Source organism: Lysinibacillus sp. NPDC097279 (genome assembly GCF_044761745.1).
Classification (GTDB): Bacteria; Bacillota; Bacilli; order Bacillales_A; family Planococcaceae; genus Lysinibacillus.
The window spans coordinates 1,561,867-1,577,316 of the sequence record NZ_JBIWDA010000001.1 but is presented as its reverse complement, the minus strand read 5'-3'; the positions used below and the strand labels follow the sequence as shown (position 1 = coordinate 1,577,316).

Genomic DNA, 15,450 nt, shown 5'->3' with positions numbered 1-15,450 from the left:
AAATTAAGAATTGTTTGGGTGACAGGCACATAAAGTGGCATTTAAAAAGCCATCCACCAAGTTTAACTTGATGGATGGCGTTTCTTTTATTTTCGATCATCTTCCCAGCAATCTGTATTTTTCAATCCTGGGATAGACTTTGCGTAAAAGACAGGGTTTTTTCCTTTTTTACGTTGCTGCGTAAAATCATCTAAAACTCGGAAAGCGATTTTACCGAGAATCATAATAACCGTAATATTGATTAGCGCCATTAGCCCCATAAATAAATCAGCTAAGTTCCATACAAGTTGTACTTGAGCTACTGAACCGAACATTACCATGGCTAGTACTAAAAAGCGATATAGAGTCATCCAGCCTTTATGTGCATTGATAAACTCAATATTTGATTCGCCGTAATAATAATTACCAATAACGGAGCTGAATGCGAAGAAAATAATACTAATTGCGATAAAATAAGGTGCCCAATCGCCAACGTGCACGGCTAATGAGTTTTGCGTTAGGATAATGCCATCACTTTCACCTGTTTTATATAAGCCTGCCAAAATAATAATAAAGGCAGTTGCTGAACAAATCATAATTGTATCAAAAAATACTCCTAAACTTTGTACAAGTCCTTGTTTAGCTGGGTGTGAGGTATTAGCTGTTGCAGCTGCATTTGGCACACTACCCATACCAGCTTCATTAGAAAATAATCCTCTACGAACCCCTTGCATAATGGCTATACCTATAGCACCACCAGCGGCTTCCTGAAGTCCAAATGCTTGAGAGAAAATAAGCTTGAACACTGTTGGAACTTCACCTAAATTTGTTACAACGACATATAGTGCAACGAGTAAATAAAATACGGCCATTACAGGTACAATTACTTGTGTAAATTTAACAATTCTATGTACACCACCGAAAATAATCATGGCCGTTAACACTACTAATAGAATGCCAATAATAACAGGTCTAATATTAAATGCTTCACCTACAGAAGTTGCAATCGTATTTGACTGTACAGCGTTAAAAATAAAGCCAAAGCTCAATGTTAAAAGAATACTAAAAACGATTCCTAACTTACGTTTTCCTAATGCCTTTTCTATATAATAGGCAGGACCACCACGAAAAGTATCGCCGTCTTTTACTTTATAAACTTGAGCGAGTGTACTTTCAATAAAAGCTGTAGCCATACCGAGGATGGCAATAATCCACATCCAAAATACTGCACCAGGACCACCCACACCGATAGCAAGTGCAACACCTGTAATATTACCAGTACCTACACGCGACGCCGCGCTAATTGTAAAAGCTTGAAACGGAGAAACACCAGATTCACCATCTCTTTTCTCCGTTATTAAACGAAACATTTCAGGGAAAAGACGTATTTGTACAAACTTAGAGCCAAACGTAAAATATAATCCAGCTGCTAATAATAATATAATTAAGAGGTACGTCCATAATATATTATTCGTGCCATCTACAATATTTGAAATCCATTCCATTTGTCTTCCTCCTTTTTCAATAAGTTTTTATTTTACACTTTTTTTTCATTAAACATCAAATTTTTAAAAATTCATAATAATAAAATGATATTTAACTTTTGAATAGTATTGTTATTTTGTAAATATTTATATGGTGGTAAAATGGTAGTAAAGGAAAGCAGGTGTCGACTACAGTAAATGTAATATTCTTTTCAATTTAGTATTGAACTTGGTTTTTCTTTTATACCTATAAATAGTAAAGATGAAATGACTATTTTTAGTATAAAGTTTCACGGAAAACGCTGTTATTGGCAAAGAAAGTAGTTTTTTTCTTTCTATTTTAATAAAAATTTATGATGAAATCACGTTAGATAGCGAAAGAGGATTTTAATAAATAAGGAGTTGATCATTTGAAGACGATTGGATTAATTGGTGGTATGAGCTGGGAGTCTTCAGCAATGTATTACCGTTTACTTAATGAGAAGGTACAGCAGCAATTAGGTGGCTTACATTCAGCAAAGTGCATTTTATATAGTGTCGATTTTCAAGAAATCGAGCATTATCAAGCGAATGGACAATGGCAAAATGCAGGAGAAATATTAGGGGAAGCGGCACGTTCATTAGAAAAAGCAGGTGCCGATTTTATTGTCATTTGTACAAATACAATGCATAAAGTAATTGATATTATTGAGACGAATATTACGATACCTATTTTACATATTGCTGATGCAACAGCTGTTCAAATTCAACAGGCTAGATTACAAACAATTGCATTGCTTGGTACAAAATATACGATGGAACAAGAGTTTTATAAAACTAGAATCGAACAGTCTGGCATTAACGTAATAGTGCCAAATGAAGAAGAACGAACAGTCATCAATCGAATTATTTATGAAGAATTATGTTTAGGAAAAATTGAACCAACCTCAAAAGAAACTTATTTACAGGTTATTGCCAATCTTGTGAAGTCCGGTGCACAAGGCATTATTCTAGGCTGTACTGAGATTGGATTGTTAATTCAGCAAGAAGATGTTTTAGTCCCTGTTTTTGATACGACTATCATTCATGCATTAGCGGCTGTAGATAAGGCACTAGAATAGAGAGGGCTTTTTGATAAGGAGCGATAAAATGACTAAAAAAGTGCGGGAAATGGGAATTACAATCGGTATGTTACCAGTAGGTGAAAAAAATTGTATTACCGATGTGCAAGGTGTGCAAGTAGGGCATGTCACACTTGATGAAAGATTAAAGGAAGACGGAGCATATGCCTGTACAGGTGTAACGGCCATTTTACCGCATGGTGGAAATTTATTTCAACAGAAAGTGACAGGGGCAAGTTATGTATTAAATGGTTTCGGTAAAACAACGGGTCTTATTCAAGTAAATGAGCTAGGGGTAATTGAGTCACCAATTATGCTGACTAATACTTTTGGTGTGCCCGCTGTAACACAAGGAACGTTGCAATATATGTTAGAGACAAATAGTGAAATTGGTGATAGTACAGGGACGATTAATCTTGTAGTGGGGGAATGTAATGATAGTTATTTAAATTCTATTCGGGCTTGTCCAGTTACACCAAATCACGCAGTCAAAGCGATTCATAATGCATCTGAAGATAGAGCAGAAGAAGGCGCTGTTGGAGCGGGAAAAGGTATGATTTGTTTCGGCTATAAAGGCGGAATAGGATCATCATCGCGTATCGTGACAATGGAACAACATGACGAGATCAACTATACAGTTGGTTGTATCGTTTTAAGTAATTTTGGCCACAGTTCGGAGTTTTTAACGGAACACTACAATGTTCCAAATGCTCACAGTAACTCGGTTTTATCACCAACAGATGGCTCAATTATCATTGTTCTGGCAACGGATGCCCCACTTAGTAGTCGCCAATTAACACGTGTGATTAAACGCTGTGGAATCGGACTTGGACGAACAGGCAGTCATTATTCACATGGTAGTGGTGATATAGTGATTGGCTTTACGACAGCAAGGCTAATTTCGCATCAGACGGATCAATATTTAGAAACACGACAGCAACTACGTGAAGACCATCCGATTATGAATCAGTTATTTATCGCAGCTGCGGAAGTTACAGAGGAGGCCATTTTAAATTCTCTTTCACAGGCACAAACAACTACTGGTCGTGACGGTCATATAGTAGAAGCCTATACATTTCATACTTGAACGAAAAGCTACTGAACACAATGGTGTTCAGTAGCTTTTTTGCATTAAATCTTAAAGGACTGTAAAAATTTCTTAACATCGTTTTCTACGGCTTGTAGATCACCATATATTCCTTGTTTTGCTAAATAGTAAGCATCTGATAAATGCAATAAATCTATTATTATCCCCTTTGAACAATCCTCTAACTGTATAAAGTCAATTAATTCAAAAAGCATTGCCGACACTTTAGCTAAATTGTTTGAAGTGGTATGTTCATTGCTGAGCATGCTGAGCATGATGTGCAAAGGGGAATCGTTGAAAGGACTTCCATAAAAGGAATGTAATAATGAACAGACATCAATCGGTTTTGCTTTTGAGGATAATGAAATATCGATTAATTCATCTGGCGGTTGTTCAAGACTTTCAATTAGAGCGTCTGCCCAATCAATTACATCTTGTACCGTAAAATATCCTATTGCTATTCCTAATCGATAAACTTCTGCCATCACTTTTATATCCATAGGTACCTCCTTTTCAACTACAATTATAGGTAAATAACGCGATGCCATTATTTGATATATTTCGGTTAGATTCTATAACTTTCAATATGGAATTTCGCTAAATTACTATAAAATAGCAAAAAAAACGCCATATGCATTAATTATTTTCCTATTTGTAGCATAATTTGTGTAATCAGTAGAGAATAGCTAATAATTTGTAATTATTCTTTTTTTATCTAGTCAACAATTAAGTGGTGTGTTAATATTCAATGAAAATACTGAATTATCTAATAATTTTACATGTTTCCTACAAAGAGGTGGGTATGATGCAAGAAAAGTTTAATCAGCCAATTGAACTGAGCGCTACTCCGACGAATCAATCAACTCCTAAAATTAGAAAAAACTTCGAGCCATTAATTAAAATTGACAACCTACACCCTAGAATATTTACTCAGCCTATATATTACCAACAACAAATTGTTAGCAGTTTACAATCCATTTATTTGCGCAAAGAAGCTTTTGAGCGATTACAGCAAGCTATAATGCTATTGCCTGAAAACTATAGCTTTATTTTATATGACGGATACCGTCCACTTCAGTTGCAACAATTTTTGTTTGCTAAATTTTCTAAACAAATTCAATTTCAAAATGCTCATTTCTCAGAAGAAGCTGTTTTTAAAGAAACGTTAAAGTTTGTTGCTTTTCCAAACGAAGGCCAAGAACATTTTGTTCCCCATGCTACAGGGGGAGCCATTGATTTAACACTCGGTGATGACAAAGGCAATGCCCTAGATCTTGGGACAGCATTTGATGAAATGAGTGAAAAATCTGCGACGCGCTATTTTGAACTGCATTCTGATGAAAATAGGCAAGCATGTTTTCATCGCCGTCTTTTGTATCACTGTATGACCGCGGCAGGATTTACGAATTATGCTGAGGAATGGTGGCATTATGATTTTCACAATATTGCTTGGGCGACAAGGGTAAATGCTAAGGAAGCTAGTTATGGTGCTATTGAAGCAAAGGTTGAAAATTATTTAATAAAGGAGTATCGATATTTATGAAAGTTTATATAAGTGCAGATATTGAAGGCATTACTGGAACAACTTCGTGGAGTGAGACAGAACTGAATGCACCAGATTATCATTTTTTTCAGAAGCAGATGACGAAGGAAGTTGAGGCCGCCATTGAAGGTGCGATAGTTGGTGGTGCCACAGAGATTTTATTGAAGGATGCCCATGATTCAGCGCGCAATATCGATATTTCGAATTTGCCTATCAATTGTAAAGTCATTCGCGGTTGGACATATGATCCGATGTGTATGGTAGCTGGACTGGATAGTAGCTTCGATCGTGCTATTTTCATCGGGTATCACAGTAAAGGTGGAAGTGAGCGTAATCCATTAGCACACACGCTTTGTGTATTTGCAGATATTAAAATAAATGGCGAATATGCAAGTGAATTTCTCATTAATACGTACGCTGCTGCCTTACATGGTGTTCCAGTATCTTTTGTCAGTGGAGATGTTGGGCTGACAGAAGAGATTCAATCATTTAATCGTAACATTATAACATTTGCCACAAAGGAAGGGGTAGGCAATGCAACAATAAGTGTTAGTCCCCAATTGGCAATTAGCGAAACAAAACGGCTTGTAGAAGCATCTATGAAAGTATCACGGGCCGACTTACAAGTGACATTACCCGACAGATTTGTCGTGGAAATTATTTACCGTGACCATACAAGAGCTTACCGAAACTCATTTTATCCGAATGCGACATTTAAGCCGCATAACACAGTCGAATTCGTTACAGATGATTATTTTGAAGTGCTTCGGCTATTACAGTTTTTAACATAAAATATCACAAGGATAGATTTAGACGGACCGATTTTATGTGTGAAAGATCCTATTGCAGGTAGTCCTATTTTTAACAATAATCGAATATCGATGACGGAGGCAATTGGAATAGGATTTTCATGATAAAAAAAGCTTAGGGGGATGCTTATGATGAAAAGGAAATGGTTTCTATTAGTATGTCTAGTCGCCTTACTTTGTGCTGCCTGTAGCGATGATTCTTCAGACGAGAAAAAATCTGAGTATCGGGTCGTTTATTCTGGAGAAATTAAAACATTAAACTATTTAAAAACTTCTGAAACAAATGAATTTGCTGTTGCTGCTAATCTAGTTGATGGACTCATTGAATACGATAAGTATGGCGTCGTACAACCAGGCATAGCGAAAGAATGGTCTTCAAACGAAGATGCAACGGTTTGGACATTTAAGCTACGTGATGATGTGAAATGGGTGACGCATGAAGGTAAGGAGTACGCAGATGTTGTAGCACAAGACTTTGTGGATGGCCTCCACTATGTTTTAGATGCAAAAAATGAATCCTCTACCGTATGGAGTGCGACGGTTGTAAAAAATGGTGAAGCGTTCTATAACGGGGAGCAAACTGATTTTTCCAAAGTAGGAATCAAGGCGATTGATAAACAGACAGTTGAATATACTTTAGAGGCGCCTACACCATATTTTCTTTCGATGTTAAATTATGTTTGTTTCTTCCCTGTGAATGGAAAGTTTTTAGATGAGCAAGGTGAGAAATTTGGTACAACACGTGAGAATTTCTTATATAACGGAGCATATATTTTAGATAAATTTGAGCCTCAAAATGAGCGTGTTTTAGTGAAGAATGAAACATATTGGGATAAAGGTAACGTGCTCATTGATCGGATTCGCTATAAATATAATAAAGAAGCGGCAACAGTTGCTCCAGAGCTGTTTTTACGTGGCGAAATCGATTCAGCAGATATCCCAACTTCCATAATTGACGAATGGTTCAATGATGATAAGAAAAAATCACAAGTACGTCAAACTCAAAATAATTTCTACTCGTATTTCTATGCATTAAACTTTAATCCACAATTCGATGCGCAATATGAACCCGATAACTGGAAAGTCGCTGTCAATAATAAAGATTTCAGAAAGTCATTATTCCATGCACTTGATCGTGTATCAGCGATGCTAACAGTTGAACCGTTTAATCCACAAGATTTACTGAGTAATACAATCACACCGAAAAACTTTGTAGATGTGGAAGGTGTTGACTATACACAACTAGAACCATTAGTTTCTATTTCAGGTAATGATTCCTTTAACAAAGATTTAGCATTAGAGTTTAAAGAAAAAGCAATGACTGCACTGGAAGGGAAGGCGACATTCCCAGTAAAGGTATTAATGCCATACAACTCTGGGATGCCAGATTGGGCAAATCGTACACAAGTCATTGAACAACAAATTGAAAAATTATTAGGTGCCGACTATGTTGATATTATCGTAGAAGCAGGTCCATCGACAGGCTTCTTATCAGAAGTTCGACGTCCTGGTAAATTTGCAATAATCGAAGCAAACTGGGGGCCAGATTATGCGGATCCATCCACATATACAGAGCCTTTCAGCGTGGACGGCACTTACAATAAGCCAGAATTAGCGGAAGGATATACAGAAGCAAATGGTCAAACAATCTACTTGAATTTATTAGATAAAGCGAAAGCGACGATTGATACGGAAGCACGCTATAACCTATTTGCTAAAGCAGAAGCTTTCTTAATTGATGAAGCCTTTGTCATTCCGTACGCCGTTGGTGGAAGCGGTTATGTCGCTTCAAAATTAAATCCATTTGAAGCTCAATATTCACCATTTGGTGTGACAGCAGAGAAGTTTAAAGGGCAAAAAGTGTTAGAAAAACCAATGAGTAATGATGAGTTTAAGGAAGCGTTGGCACAGTGGGAGCAGGAAAGGGCAAATGCATTAACCAATGCAACAAAATAAAAGAGTGAAATAATCATTGCCATGATTTCATCGGTTTGCAATAAGTGGTGATTTTTCAATAAAGAGGAGATGACCGAAAATGCTGATTCGGCATCTCCTTCATGCTTTGTACGCTTATCAAAATAGAGGGGAGGGCTTCGATATGTTGTGGTATGTAGGAAAGCGTTTATTACAATCCGTTTTCACACTGTTTATTATTATTACAATTGTGTTTTCATTACTACGATTAATGCCTGAAGAAGGGTATTTAGGGGCAGCGGCAGAGAAAATGTCACCAGCTCAAAAGGAAACCTATTTAACGAGTTTAGGGTTACGTGATCCGTTGCCTGTGCAATTGGGGCATTTTTATGCGGATTTAATGCATGGTGATTTAGGCAAATCCGTTACATATCGTACGGATGTACCTGTTGTCACAATTATTTCCGATAAAATAACGTATTCACTGTTATTTGGATTAGGGGCTGTCGTCTTATCGCTTCTTATCGGTGTGCCACTGGGTATTCTCATGGCTCAAATGAAGGGGCGATGGTTAGATCGGCTAGGGACTGGCTACATTGTTTTTGTCGTAGCTGTACCAGCAGCAGTGTATTACTTAGTAATCCAAATGTATATTACCGATATTTTTCATTTACCAATGCTCTTTGATGAATACAGGCCAATTACTTGGCTATTACCACTAACATCAATGGCGTTAGCACCGACTGCTTCCTATGCGATGTGGATGCGCCGTTATATGGTCGATGAACTAAACAAAGATTATATTAAGCTAGCACGTGCAAAAGGAGTGAAAGAGCGCACGCTGATGTTTAGTCATGTATTGCGAAATGCCTTTATTCCGATGGCGCAATATTTGCCAGCAACAATCCTTTTTACTATCACTGGCTCAATTTATATTGAATCATTGTATTCTATTCCAGGCATGGGAGGACTGCTCGTTGATGCTATCCAACGGCAGGATAATACGATTGTACAAGGCTTAGTGCTTGTTTTTTCATCACTAGGAATTATCGGTTTAATTTTAGGTGATATCGCCATGGCGCTTGTTGATCCACGCATTAAATTAGGGAAAGGGGAGAGTGTGCGCTAATGAGCATTTATACCGAAGAGATAGATAATATTTCAGACAAATCTCGTGCAGAGCTTTTTGAATTTTTTGAAGCGAGTGATCGTCAAGCGGAAGAAACAGCATACTCCAACTATTCTTATTGGCGTTCTACTTGGCAATCTTTTTTGAAAAACCGCATGGCTGTCTTGTTATTAATAATCGTTTGTATCATTGTAGCTTTCACCATGTTGCAGCCTTATTTACCAGCTCAAAATTCACCGACCGAAATATATCTTGATGAACAAACGGGATTACAGGCACGTAATATTGCACCAAACGCTGAATTTTGGTTTGGCACGAACTCGATTGGGCAGGATTTATGGTCTCGTATTTGGGCAGGGACAAGGACATCGTTAATGATAGGCTGTGTTGTCGCATTAGTGGAAGCGGTTGTGGGAATTACAATCGGCACATTATGGGGCTTCTCTCGAAAATTAGAAATGCTGATTACTCAGCTTTATAACGTAGTAGATAATATTCCAACAACGATTGTTCTCATTTTAATGTCCTATATATTACGTCCGAGCATTTCGACCATTATTATTGCCATGTGCATTACTGGTTGGGTAGAAATGGCGCGTTTTATCCGTAATCAGATTGTTATTTTACGAGATCGCGAATACAATTTAGCATCCAAATGCTTGGGCACACCTGATTATCGAATTATTATAAAAAATCTACTCCCGTACTTAATTTCTGTCATCATGCTTCGGATGAGTCTGGCGATTCCATTTGCAATTGGTGCAGAAGTATTTTTAACATATATTGGCTTAGGTTTACCCATTAGTGAGCCTTCACTAGGGAATTTAATTAATGAAGGTCGTGTCCTTATGATGTCACCTGACTTAAGATATCAGTTAATTTTCCCCAGTATTGTACTAAGCATTATTACGATAGCATTTTATATTATTGGTAACTCATTTGCAGATGCAGCAGACCCGAAAAATCATGTGTAGGGGGGAAATGAAATGGCAGTGGAGCAAACAAAATCTCGTATTTTAGCGATTCAAAATTTAGTCATTACATTTACACTACGTGGTCAAGTACTCACAGCCATTCGAGGTATCTCACTTGATCTATATAAAGGTGAAAGTCTTGCCATTGTTGGAGAATCGGGTTCAGGTAAATCAGTGCTTATGAAATCAATTATGGGCCTACTCGATAAAAATGGCACTGTCGAGCAAGGGCAAATTTTATACAACGATATGGATTTAGCACAATTTAAAACGGAACAGCAGTGGTTGAATATCCGTGGTAAAGAAATCGCCATTGTTACACAGGACCCAATGACATCTTTGAATCCATTAAAAACAATCGGCAAACAAATTGAGGAATGTGTTGTGTTACACCAAGGGCTAAAAGGCAAAAGTGCTTATGACGAAACACTCAAACTATTAACAGACGTCGGAATTTATGATGTAGAGAAACGCTATAAACAATACCCACATGAATTTTCAGGAGGAATGCGCCAACGTATTGTTATCGCGATTGCACTTGCTTGCAAACCGAAAATTTTAATATGTGATGAACCGACGACGGCACTGGACGTAACCATTCAAGCACAAGTTTTACAGCTTTTAAAAAATTTGCAGCAAAAATACGGACTGACAACTGTTTATATTACACATGACTTAGGCGTTGTAGCAAAAGTAGCGGATCGTGTCGCTGTGATGTATGCAGGGGATGTGATCGAAGTTGGTGGCACACATGAAGTATTTTTTAACGGTAAACACCCATATACATGGGCACTTATTTCTTCATTACCACAGCTCGGGTTAAAAGGGGAACAGCTTTATTCTATTAAGGGGACCCCACCAAACCTCTTTAAAGAAATTAAAGGAGATGCTTTTGCCCCGCGTAATCAATTTGCCTTAAAGATTGATTACGAGATACGTCCTCCATTTTTTCAAGTTAGCGAAACACATTACGCTCGTACGTGGTTATTAGACCCTCGTGCACCAAAAGTAGAACCTCCCGCAACGCTACAAGCGTTTTTTGAAGAAGGGAGTCTGTATGCCAATGAACAATAAAGAAGTATTAGTCGAAGTGAAAAACTTGAACATTATTTTTGGCAAAGGGAAAAATAAGTTTATCGCAATTGACAATGTGAGTTTTGACATTTATAAAGGCGAAACATTCGGCTTAGTGGGTGAATCGGGCTCAGGAAAAACGACCATTGGCCGTGCCATTATGCGCATCAATGAAGTCACGGGTGGTCAAATTTTGTATCATGGCAAGAAAATTAACGGCAAAATCACTAAAAGTTGGGACCGTGAAATTACGCAAAAAATACAAATGATTTTTCAAGACCCGATGGCATCGCTCAATGAACGGGCAAAGGTCGACTATATTATTTCAGAAGGTCTCATAAATACGAAAAATTTTAAAGATGAGGCTGACCGTCAACAAAAAGTACAAAATGCGCTATTAAATGTTGGCCTATTGCCTGAATTCGCTAGTCGTTTTCCACATGAATTTTCTGGTGGTCAGCGTCAACGTATTGGGATTGCCCGTGCCTTAGTGATGGAGCCAGAATTTATAATTGCAGATGAGCCGATTTCTGCATTGGACGTGTCAATTCGGGCGCAAGTACTTAATTTGCTGTCGAACATACAAGCAAAAAATAACTTAACATACTTATTTATTGCTCATGATTTATCAATCGTACGATTTATTACGGATCGTACTGCCGTCATTTACAAAGGGAATATTGTCGAGCTAGCTGAAACAGAAAAGCTTTTTACTAATCCAATACATCCGTATACGCGTGCATTGCTATCAGCAGTGCCTGAGCCAAATCCGTATAAGGAGCGGGCAAAGGTAGTAGAAATTTATAATCCATTACAGCACCGATATGAAAAGTCACCGCCGTCATTTGTGGAAATTGAGAAAGGGCATTTTGTATTAGCGAACGAAGAGGAAATCGAAAATTATCGTACATCTAAAAAAGTGGAGGTTAGTGAATGATTCGACCTAAAGCTTTATCTAAAGGGGATACAATCGGACTGATCAGTGCTTCAGGTGCTACGCCACCAGAAAAGCTATACCCCGCAATTGATAGTATTGAAAAACTCGGTTTTAACGTAATAGTGGGTGAAACGTGTCGTGCAAGACATGGTTATTTAGCAGGTTCAGATGAACTTCGTGCGCATGATGTGAATGAAATGTTCCGTAATCCGCAAGTGGATGGCGTTTTCTGTATACGAGGAGGGTACGGGGCTACAAAAATTTTACCAAGACTTGATTTTGAAATGATTAAAAATAACCCAAAGGTATTTGCAGGTTATAGCGATGTGACGGCATTACATATCGCTTTTAATCAAAAATGTGGCTTTGTTACTTACCATACGCCGATGCCATCAACAGAATTTATTGCTCAAAACATGGATCAATTTACGTGGGATTCCTTTATGAAGCAAGTGATGGCAACAGATAACAACTGCCTGCTGCTAAATCCTCCCCACCAACCAATGACAACTCTCGTTACGGGAAAGGCGACAGGACAGCTTGTTGGTGGCAATTTAACACTGATAACGGCATCACTAGGCACACCATATGAAATTGATACTAAGGATAAAATTTTATTTTTAGAAGATATAGATGAGAGCGAGCAACGTGTGGATCGCATGCTGACACAGTTGAAATTAGCTGGTAAGCTCGATGAAGCACAAGGATTGTTACTAGGGGCATGGACAAATTGCGGACCAGATCATCCAGAGCACCCCGAACGTAGCTTATCACTAAACACTATTTTTGAGGAGATTTTAGTACCATTGAAGAAGCCAATTTTAATGGACCTTGCCTGTGGTCACTGCTTACCGACAATGTCACTTCCTCTAGGGCGAACAATTACTGTACATGCAGAAACGCAAAAAATAAAAGTTATAGGGTAGGTGAACGATGCAACAGACGATTCAACACATAATAGATGACGCGCCGTTCAAAGTGCATATGTTTGTAAAAGATTTTAAGACGAATCAGTTCATTATTACAGAACGTCTAGATGAGCCATTCTCTAGTGCAAGCTTAATTAAGGTGCCAATACTTATTGCTGTTTTAGATTATTTACAAAATCACCATGAATCATTACATCAAATAATAACGATACGTCGTGAGGACTGGGTCGATTTTAGTGTAATTAGCGAACAAAAAATAACGACAAGTACGATTAATGAACTTTTAATATGGATGATTACAACAAGTGACAATACAGCAACGAATGTATTAATAGATTTTATCGGTATGGATGTAATTAATTTGTTTTGTCGACAAATTGGCCTAAACCATACACAAGTGCAACGAAAAATGATGGACTTCGAACGACTTGCTAATGGTGTAGATAATATTACATGTGCGCGAGATATGGCACATCTTTTTAGTCGAATTTATGCAAAAAACTTACTAAATCCAGAGTTTAGTCAGCTTGTCATTGATATTTTGTGCCGCCAGCGTTTTCATGAATCTTTAAGAAGGTATATAGCCGATGATGTAGAAATAGCCCATAAAACAGGTGGTCTTGATAGCGTTGACCATGATGTAGGGATAGTCTACAGTGACGTTCAAGATTATGGTATTGGCGTATTTATGACAGAAGTTACTGAAAATGATATCGCGCGCCAAATAATAGGTCATCTATCGAAGGCTGTTTTTGACACACTGATTAGACAGAAAGGAGAGGCGACATGAATGCAATTGTCATCACAATGATTGCCAATCTACATGCTAAACCAGATAGCGCTTCTGAGCTGATTGACGAAGTCTTTTATGGCATGCCTGTTCATATTATTGAGGAGCTAGCGACCAATTGGGTCCGCATTGAAACGGCCTACCGTTATGAAGGCTATTGTGAAAAAAAGCATTTGCTCATGGACGATTTAAAAACAAATGCTTGGGTTCTAAATGCGCAACAGGTTATTAATCAACGCTTTGCAGATGTGTTACATGAACCGAAAATTCAAAGCTCGAAAATGATGACATTAGTAAAAGGGTCAATAGTGCAAGTCATTGCTAATGAGGCGTTAAATAAGGAATGGGCGGTTATTCAATTGGCAACGGGAGAACTAGGGTATTTACGTCAACAATGGCTGCATCCAAAAGTCGCAGAAAATAGCCTTGAGGAGCATGCGTTCCGAGAAAATGTCGTGCAAACAGCACTTAGCTATTTAGCAACACCATATCGATGGGGAGGAAAGTCACCGCTTGGCATTGATTGTTCTGGTTTATGTTCGATCGCTTATATGTTAAATGGTGTGACCATTTTCCGAGATGCAAAAATCGTTGAAGGTTTTCCCATTAAGGAAATAGCATTTGACGGCATGCAAAAAGGCGATCTTTTATTTTTCCCAGGTCATGTTGCAATGTACTTAGGTCAGTCCCTTTATGTCCATTCATCACTCGGGGGCAACGAGGTTAATATTAATAGTCTCGATAAACAGCATGCACTCTATCGTGATGATTTAGCAACGACAATTACTGGAGTTGGAAGTATATTTTATTAAGCGCTATAAATGGACAATATAAAAAGAGGTATTCAACTGTCGAACGGTTGAATACCTCAAAGCATGTGTACCTATTGAAAATAGCGTTTAATTACTCAATACTGATATATATTTAATTGCTGCCCCGCTTCAATAGAATCTGTGCGAAGCTGGTTCCATTGCTTAATAGATGTAACTTTAACATTATGGGCCTGAGCGATATGCATAAGAGAGTCACCATCCGCGACTGTTATCGTTTTTTTGTTTTTTACAGGGCTGTCATATTGTTGTAAGTCGTACTTAGCAATCAATTCATTTAGTTTTTCATTATATGATGAATCCGTTGCGTACGAGCCAGTTAAAAACTTTGTTGCATCTGAATAGGACTTAGTATTACTTTTAAAGACACCATTATAAAAGTTTTGGTTCCAGGATACACCGTTGCGAAGTAAACGGACATAATCCTTCATGGATTCTTCATAGGAAGGATATTTGCGGAATTCAGCCATCACAGTTGTTAAATTACCTGAGCCATCATCCTCAAATGTTTCAAGTGTTACGGAATCGTTTTGATATTTGCCTTTCATGCCAAATAGATTGTTATTCGGAGCAGAACTAAGACCACTTTGCCCTTGCTTGCTCTCTAAAATGGCTTGTGCAATCATGACAGACGCATATAAGTCATTTTCTGCACCGAGCTGTCTTGCAGTTTCTGCAATGGAGCCAATGAATTCTTCAACACTAGGACCTTCATCTACATACTCTTGTAAGGGTGTATCTGCAGGCTTAAATAGCTGAATCATCATATAAGTAGAAATACCGATTACAGATGCTATGACAATCATTCCAATGAATAGTTTTTTTAAAAATCTCATGTAGTGTATAGATGTTGAATATGAGCAACACCTTC

At 37.8% G+C, this 15,450-nt stretch carries 15 protein-coding genes; 12 read left to right on the top strand and 3 right to left on the bottom strand.

Annotated elements, in window-relative coordinates:
* Positions 1-86: 86 nt before the first annotated feature.
* Positions 87-1,484 (bottom strand): alanine/glycine:cation symporter family protein, encoded by a 1,398-nt coding sequence (locus tag ACIQ1H_RS07920; RefSeq protein WP_402887868.1) that lies wholly within the window; start codon positions 1,482-1,484, stop codon positions 87-89.
* A gap of 389 nt (positions 1,485-1,873) precedes the next feature.
* On the opposite strand from ACIQ1H_RS07920, the gene ACIQ1H_RS07915 reads away from it, so the two are divergent.
* Positions 1,874-2,563 carry an aspartate/glutamate racemase family protein gene (locus ACIQ1H_RS07915; RefSeq protein ID WP_402887866.1) on the top strand — a complete coding sequence of 230 codons (690 nt, stop codon included), beginning with the start codon at positions 1,874-1,876 and terminating at the stop codon, positions 2,561-2,563.
* A 28-nt stretch (positions 2,564-2,591) separates the two neighbouring features.
* Positions 2,592-3,650, top strand: a complete 1,059-nt coding sequence (locus ACIQ1H_RS07910; RefSeq protein WP_402887864.1) for a P1 family peptidase — start codon at positions 2,592-2,594, stop codon at positions 3,648-3,650.
* 44 nt (positions 3,651-3,694) lie between these two features.
* Here the strand turns inward: ACIQ1H_RS07910 and ACIQ1H_RS07905 are convergent, their stop codons facing one another.
* A complete protein-coding gene (locus tag ACIQ1H_RS07905; protein ID WP_402887862.1) occupies positions 3,695-4,150 on the bottom strand; it encodes a hypothetical protein in 456 nt (151 codons plus the stop codon).
* 305 nt (positions 4,151-4,455) lie between these two features.
* Here ACIQ1H_RS07905 and ACIQ1H_RS07900 point away from each other — a divergent pair, with 305 nt between their 5' ends.
* The 10 genes from ACIQ1H_RS07900 (at position 4,456) to ACIQ1H_RS07855 (ending at position 14,561) form a co-directional block, all read left to right on the top strand.
* A complete protein-coding gene (locus tag ACIQ1H_RS07900; RefSeq protein ID WP_402887860.1) occupies positions 4,456-5,193 on the top strand; it encodes a M15 family metallopeptidase in 738 nt (245 codons plus the stop codon).
* Positions 5,190-5,984, top strand: coding sequence for a M55 family metallopeptidase (locus tag ACIQ1H_RS07895; protein WP_402887858.1), 795 nt, complete (start codon positions 5,190-5,192; stop codon positions 5,982-5,984). Before ACIQ1H_RS07900 ends, ACIQ1H_RS07895 begins: the two co-directional genes overlap by 4 nt.
* A gap of 147 nt (positions 5,985-6,131) precedes the next feature.
* Positions 6,132-7,958 (top strand): peptide ABC transporter substrate-binding protein, encoded by a 1,827-nt coding sequence (locus ACIQ1H_RS07890; protein ID WP_402887856.1) that lies wholly within the window; start codon positions 6,132-6,134, stop codon positions 7,956-7,958.
* 142 nt (positions 7,959-8,100) lie between these two features.
* Positions 8,101-9,045, top strand: a complete 945-nt coding sequence (locus ACIQ1H_RS07885) for an ABC transporter permease (protein ID WP_402887854.1) — start codon at positions 8,101-8,103, stop codon at positions 9,043-9,045.
* Positions 9,045-10,019, top strand: a complete 975-nt coding sequence (locus ACIQ1H_RS07880; protein ID WP_402887852.1) for an ABC transporter permease — start codon at positions 9,045-9,047, stop codon at positions 10,017-10,019. The genes ACIQ1H_RS07885 and ACIQ1H_RS07880 overlap by 1 nt, the downstream gene beginning before the upstream one ends.
* 12 nt (positions 10,020-10,031) lie before the next feature.
* A complete protein-coding gene (locus ACIQ1H_RS07875; protein ID WP_402887850.1) occupies positions 10,032-11,093 on the top strand; it encodes an ABC transporter ATP-binding protein in 1,062 nt (353 codons plus the stop codon).
* Positions 11,083-12,030 (top strand): ATP-binding cassette domain-containing protein, encoded by a 948-nt coding sequence (locus ACIQ1H_RS07870; protein ID WP_402887848.1) that lies wholly within the window; start codon positions 11,083-11,085, stop codon positions 12,028-12,030. The genes ACIQ1H_RS07875 and ACIQ1H_RS07870 overlap by 11 nt, the downstream gene beginning before the upstream one ends.
* Positions 12,027-12,956: a S66 peptidase family protein gene (locus ACIQ1H_RS07865; RefSeq protein WP_402887846.1), complete on the top strand. Its 930-nt coding sequence runs from the start codon at positions 12,027-12,029 to the stop codon at positions 12,954-12,956. The genes ACIQ1H_RS07870 and ACIQ1H_RS07865 overlap by 4 nt, the downstream gene beginning before the upstream one ends.
* Positions 12,957-12,963: 7 nt before the next feature.
* The gene (locus ACIQ1H_RS07860) at positions 12,964-13,749 is read left to right on the top strand and encodes a serine hydrolase (RefSeq protein WP_402887844.1); all 786 of its coding nucleotides are present in this window, start codon (positions 12,964-12,966) and stop codon (positions 13,747-13,749) included.
* Entirely contained in the window at positions 13,746-14,561 is an 816-nt protein-coding gene (locus ACIQ1H_RS07855; protein ID WP_402887842.1) for an NlpC/P60 family protein, read from the top strand. Before ACIQ1H_RS07860 ends, ACIQ1H_RS07855 begins: the two co-directional genes overlap by 4 nt.
* 95 nt (positions 14,562-14,656) lie before the next feature.
* On the opposite strand, the gene ACIQ1H_RS07850 is transcribed toward ACIQ1H_RS07855, so the two are convergent.
* Positions 14,657-15,415: a glucosaminidase domain-containing protein gene (locus ACIQ1H_RS07850; protein ID WP_402887841.1), complete on the bottom strand. Its 759-nt coding sequence runs from the start codon at positions 15,413-15,415 to the stop codon at positions 14,657-14,659.
* Between the last annotated feature and the right edge of the window lie 35 nt (positions 15,416-15,450).

Bases quoted from the DNA above. Each gene is read 5' to 3' on its own strand.
- ACIQ1H_RS07920 (WP_402887868.1), bottom strand. From the start codon at position 1,484: ATGGAATGGATTTCAAATATTGTAGATGGCACGAATAATATATTATGG.
- ACIQ1H_RS07910 (WP_402887864.1), top strand. From the start codon at position 2,592: ATGACTAAAAAAGTGCGGGAAATGGGAATTACAATCGGTATGTTACCA.
- ACIQ1H_RS07905 (WP_402887862.1), bottom strand. From the start codon at position 4,150: ATGGATATAAAAGTGATGGCAGAAGTTTATCGATTAGGAATAGCAATA.
- ACIQ1H_RS07900 (WP_402887860.1), top strand. From the start codon at position 4,456: ATGCAAGAAAAGTTTAATCAGCCAATTGAACTGAGCGCTACTCCGACG.
- ACIQ1H_RS07895 (WP_402887858.1), top strand. From the start codon at position 5,190: ATGAAAGTTTATATAAGTGCAGATATTGAAGGCATTACTGGAACAACT.
- ACIQ1H_RS07890 (WP_402887856.1), top strand. From the start codon at position 6,132: ATGATGAAAAGGAAATGGTTTCTATTAGTATGTCTAGTCGCCTTACTT.
- ACIQ1H_RS07885 (WP_402887854.1), top strand. From the start codon at position 8,101: ATGTTGTGGTATGTAGGAAAGCGTTTATTACAATCCGTTTTCACACTG.
- ACIQ1H_RS07880 (WP_402887852.1), top strand. From the start codon at position 9,045: ATGAGCATTTATACCGAAGAGATAGATAATATTTCAGACAAATCTCGT.
- ACIQ1H_RS07875 (WP_402887850.1), top strand. From the start codon at position 10,032: ATGGCAGTGGAGCAAACAAAATCTCGTATTTTAGCGATTCAAAATTTA.
- ACIQ1H_RS07870 (WP_402887848.1), top strand. From the start codon at position 11,083: ATGAACAATAAAGAAGTATTAGTCGAAGTGAAAAACTTGAACATTATT.
- ACIQ1H_RS07865 (WP_402887846.1), top strand. From the start codon at position 12,027: ATGATTCGACCTAAAGCTTTATCTAAAGGGGATACAATCGGACTGATC.
- ACIQ1H_RS07860 (WP_402887844.1), top strand. From the start codon at position 12,964: ATGCAACAGACGATTCAACACATAATAGATGACGCGCCGTTCAAAGTG.
- ACIQ1H_RS07855 (WP_402887842.1), top strand. From the start codon at position 13,746: ATGAATGCAATTGTCATCACAATGATTGCCAATCTACATGCTAAACCA.
- ACIQ1H_RS07850 (WP_402887841.1), bottom strand. From the start codon at position 15,415: ATGAGATTTTTAAAAAAACTATTCATTGGAATGATTGTCATAGCATCT.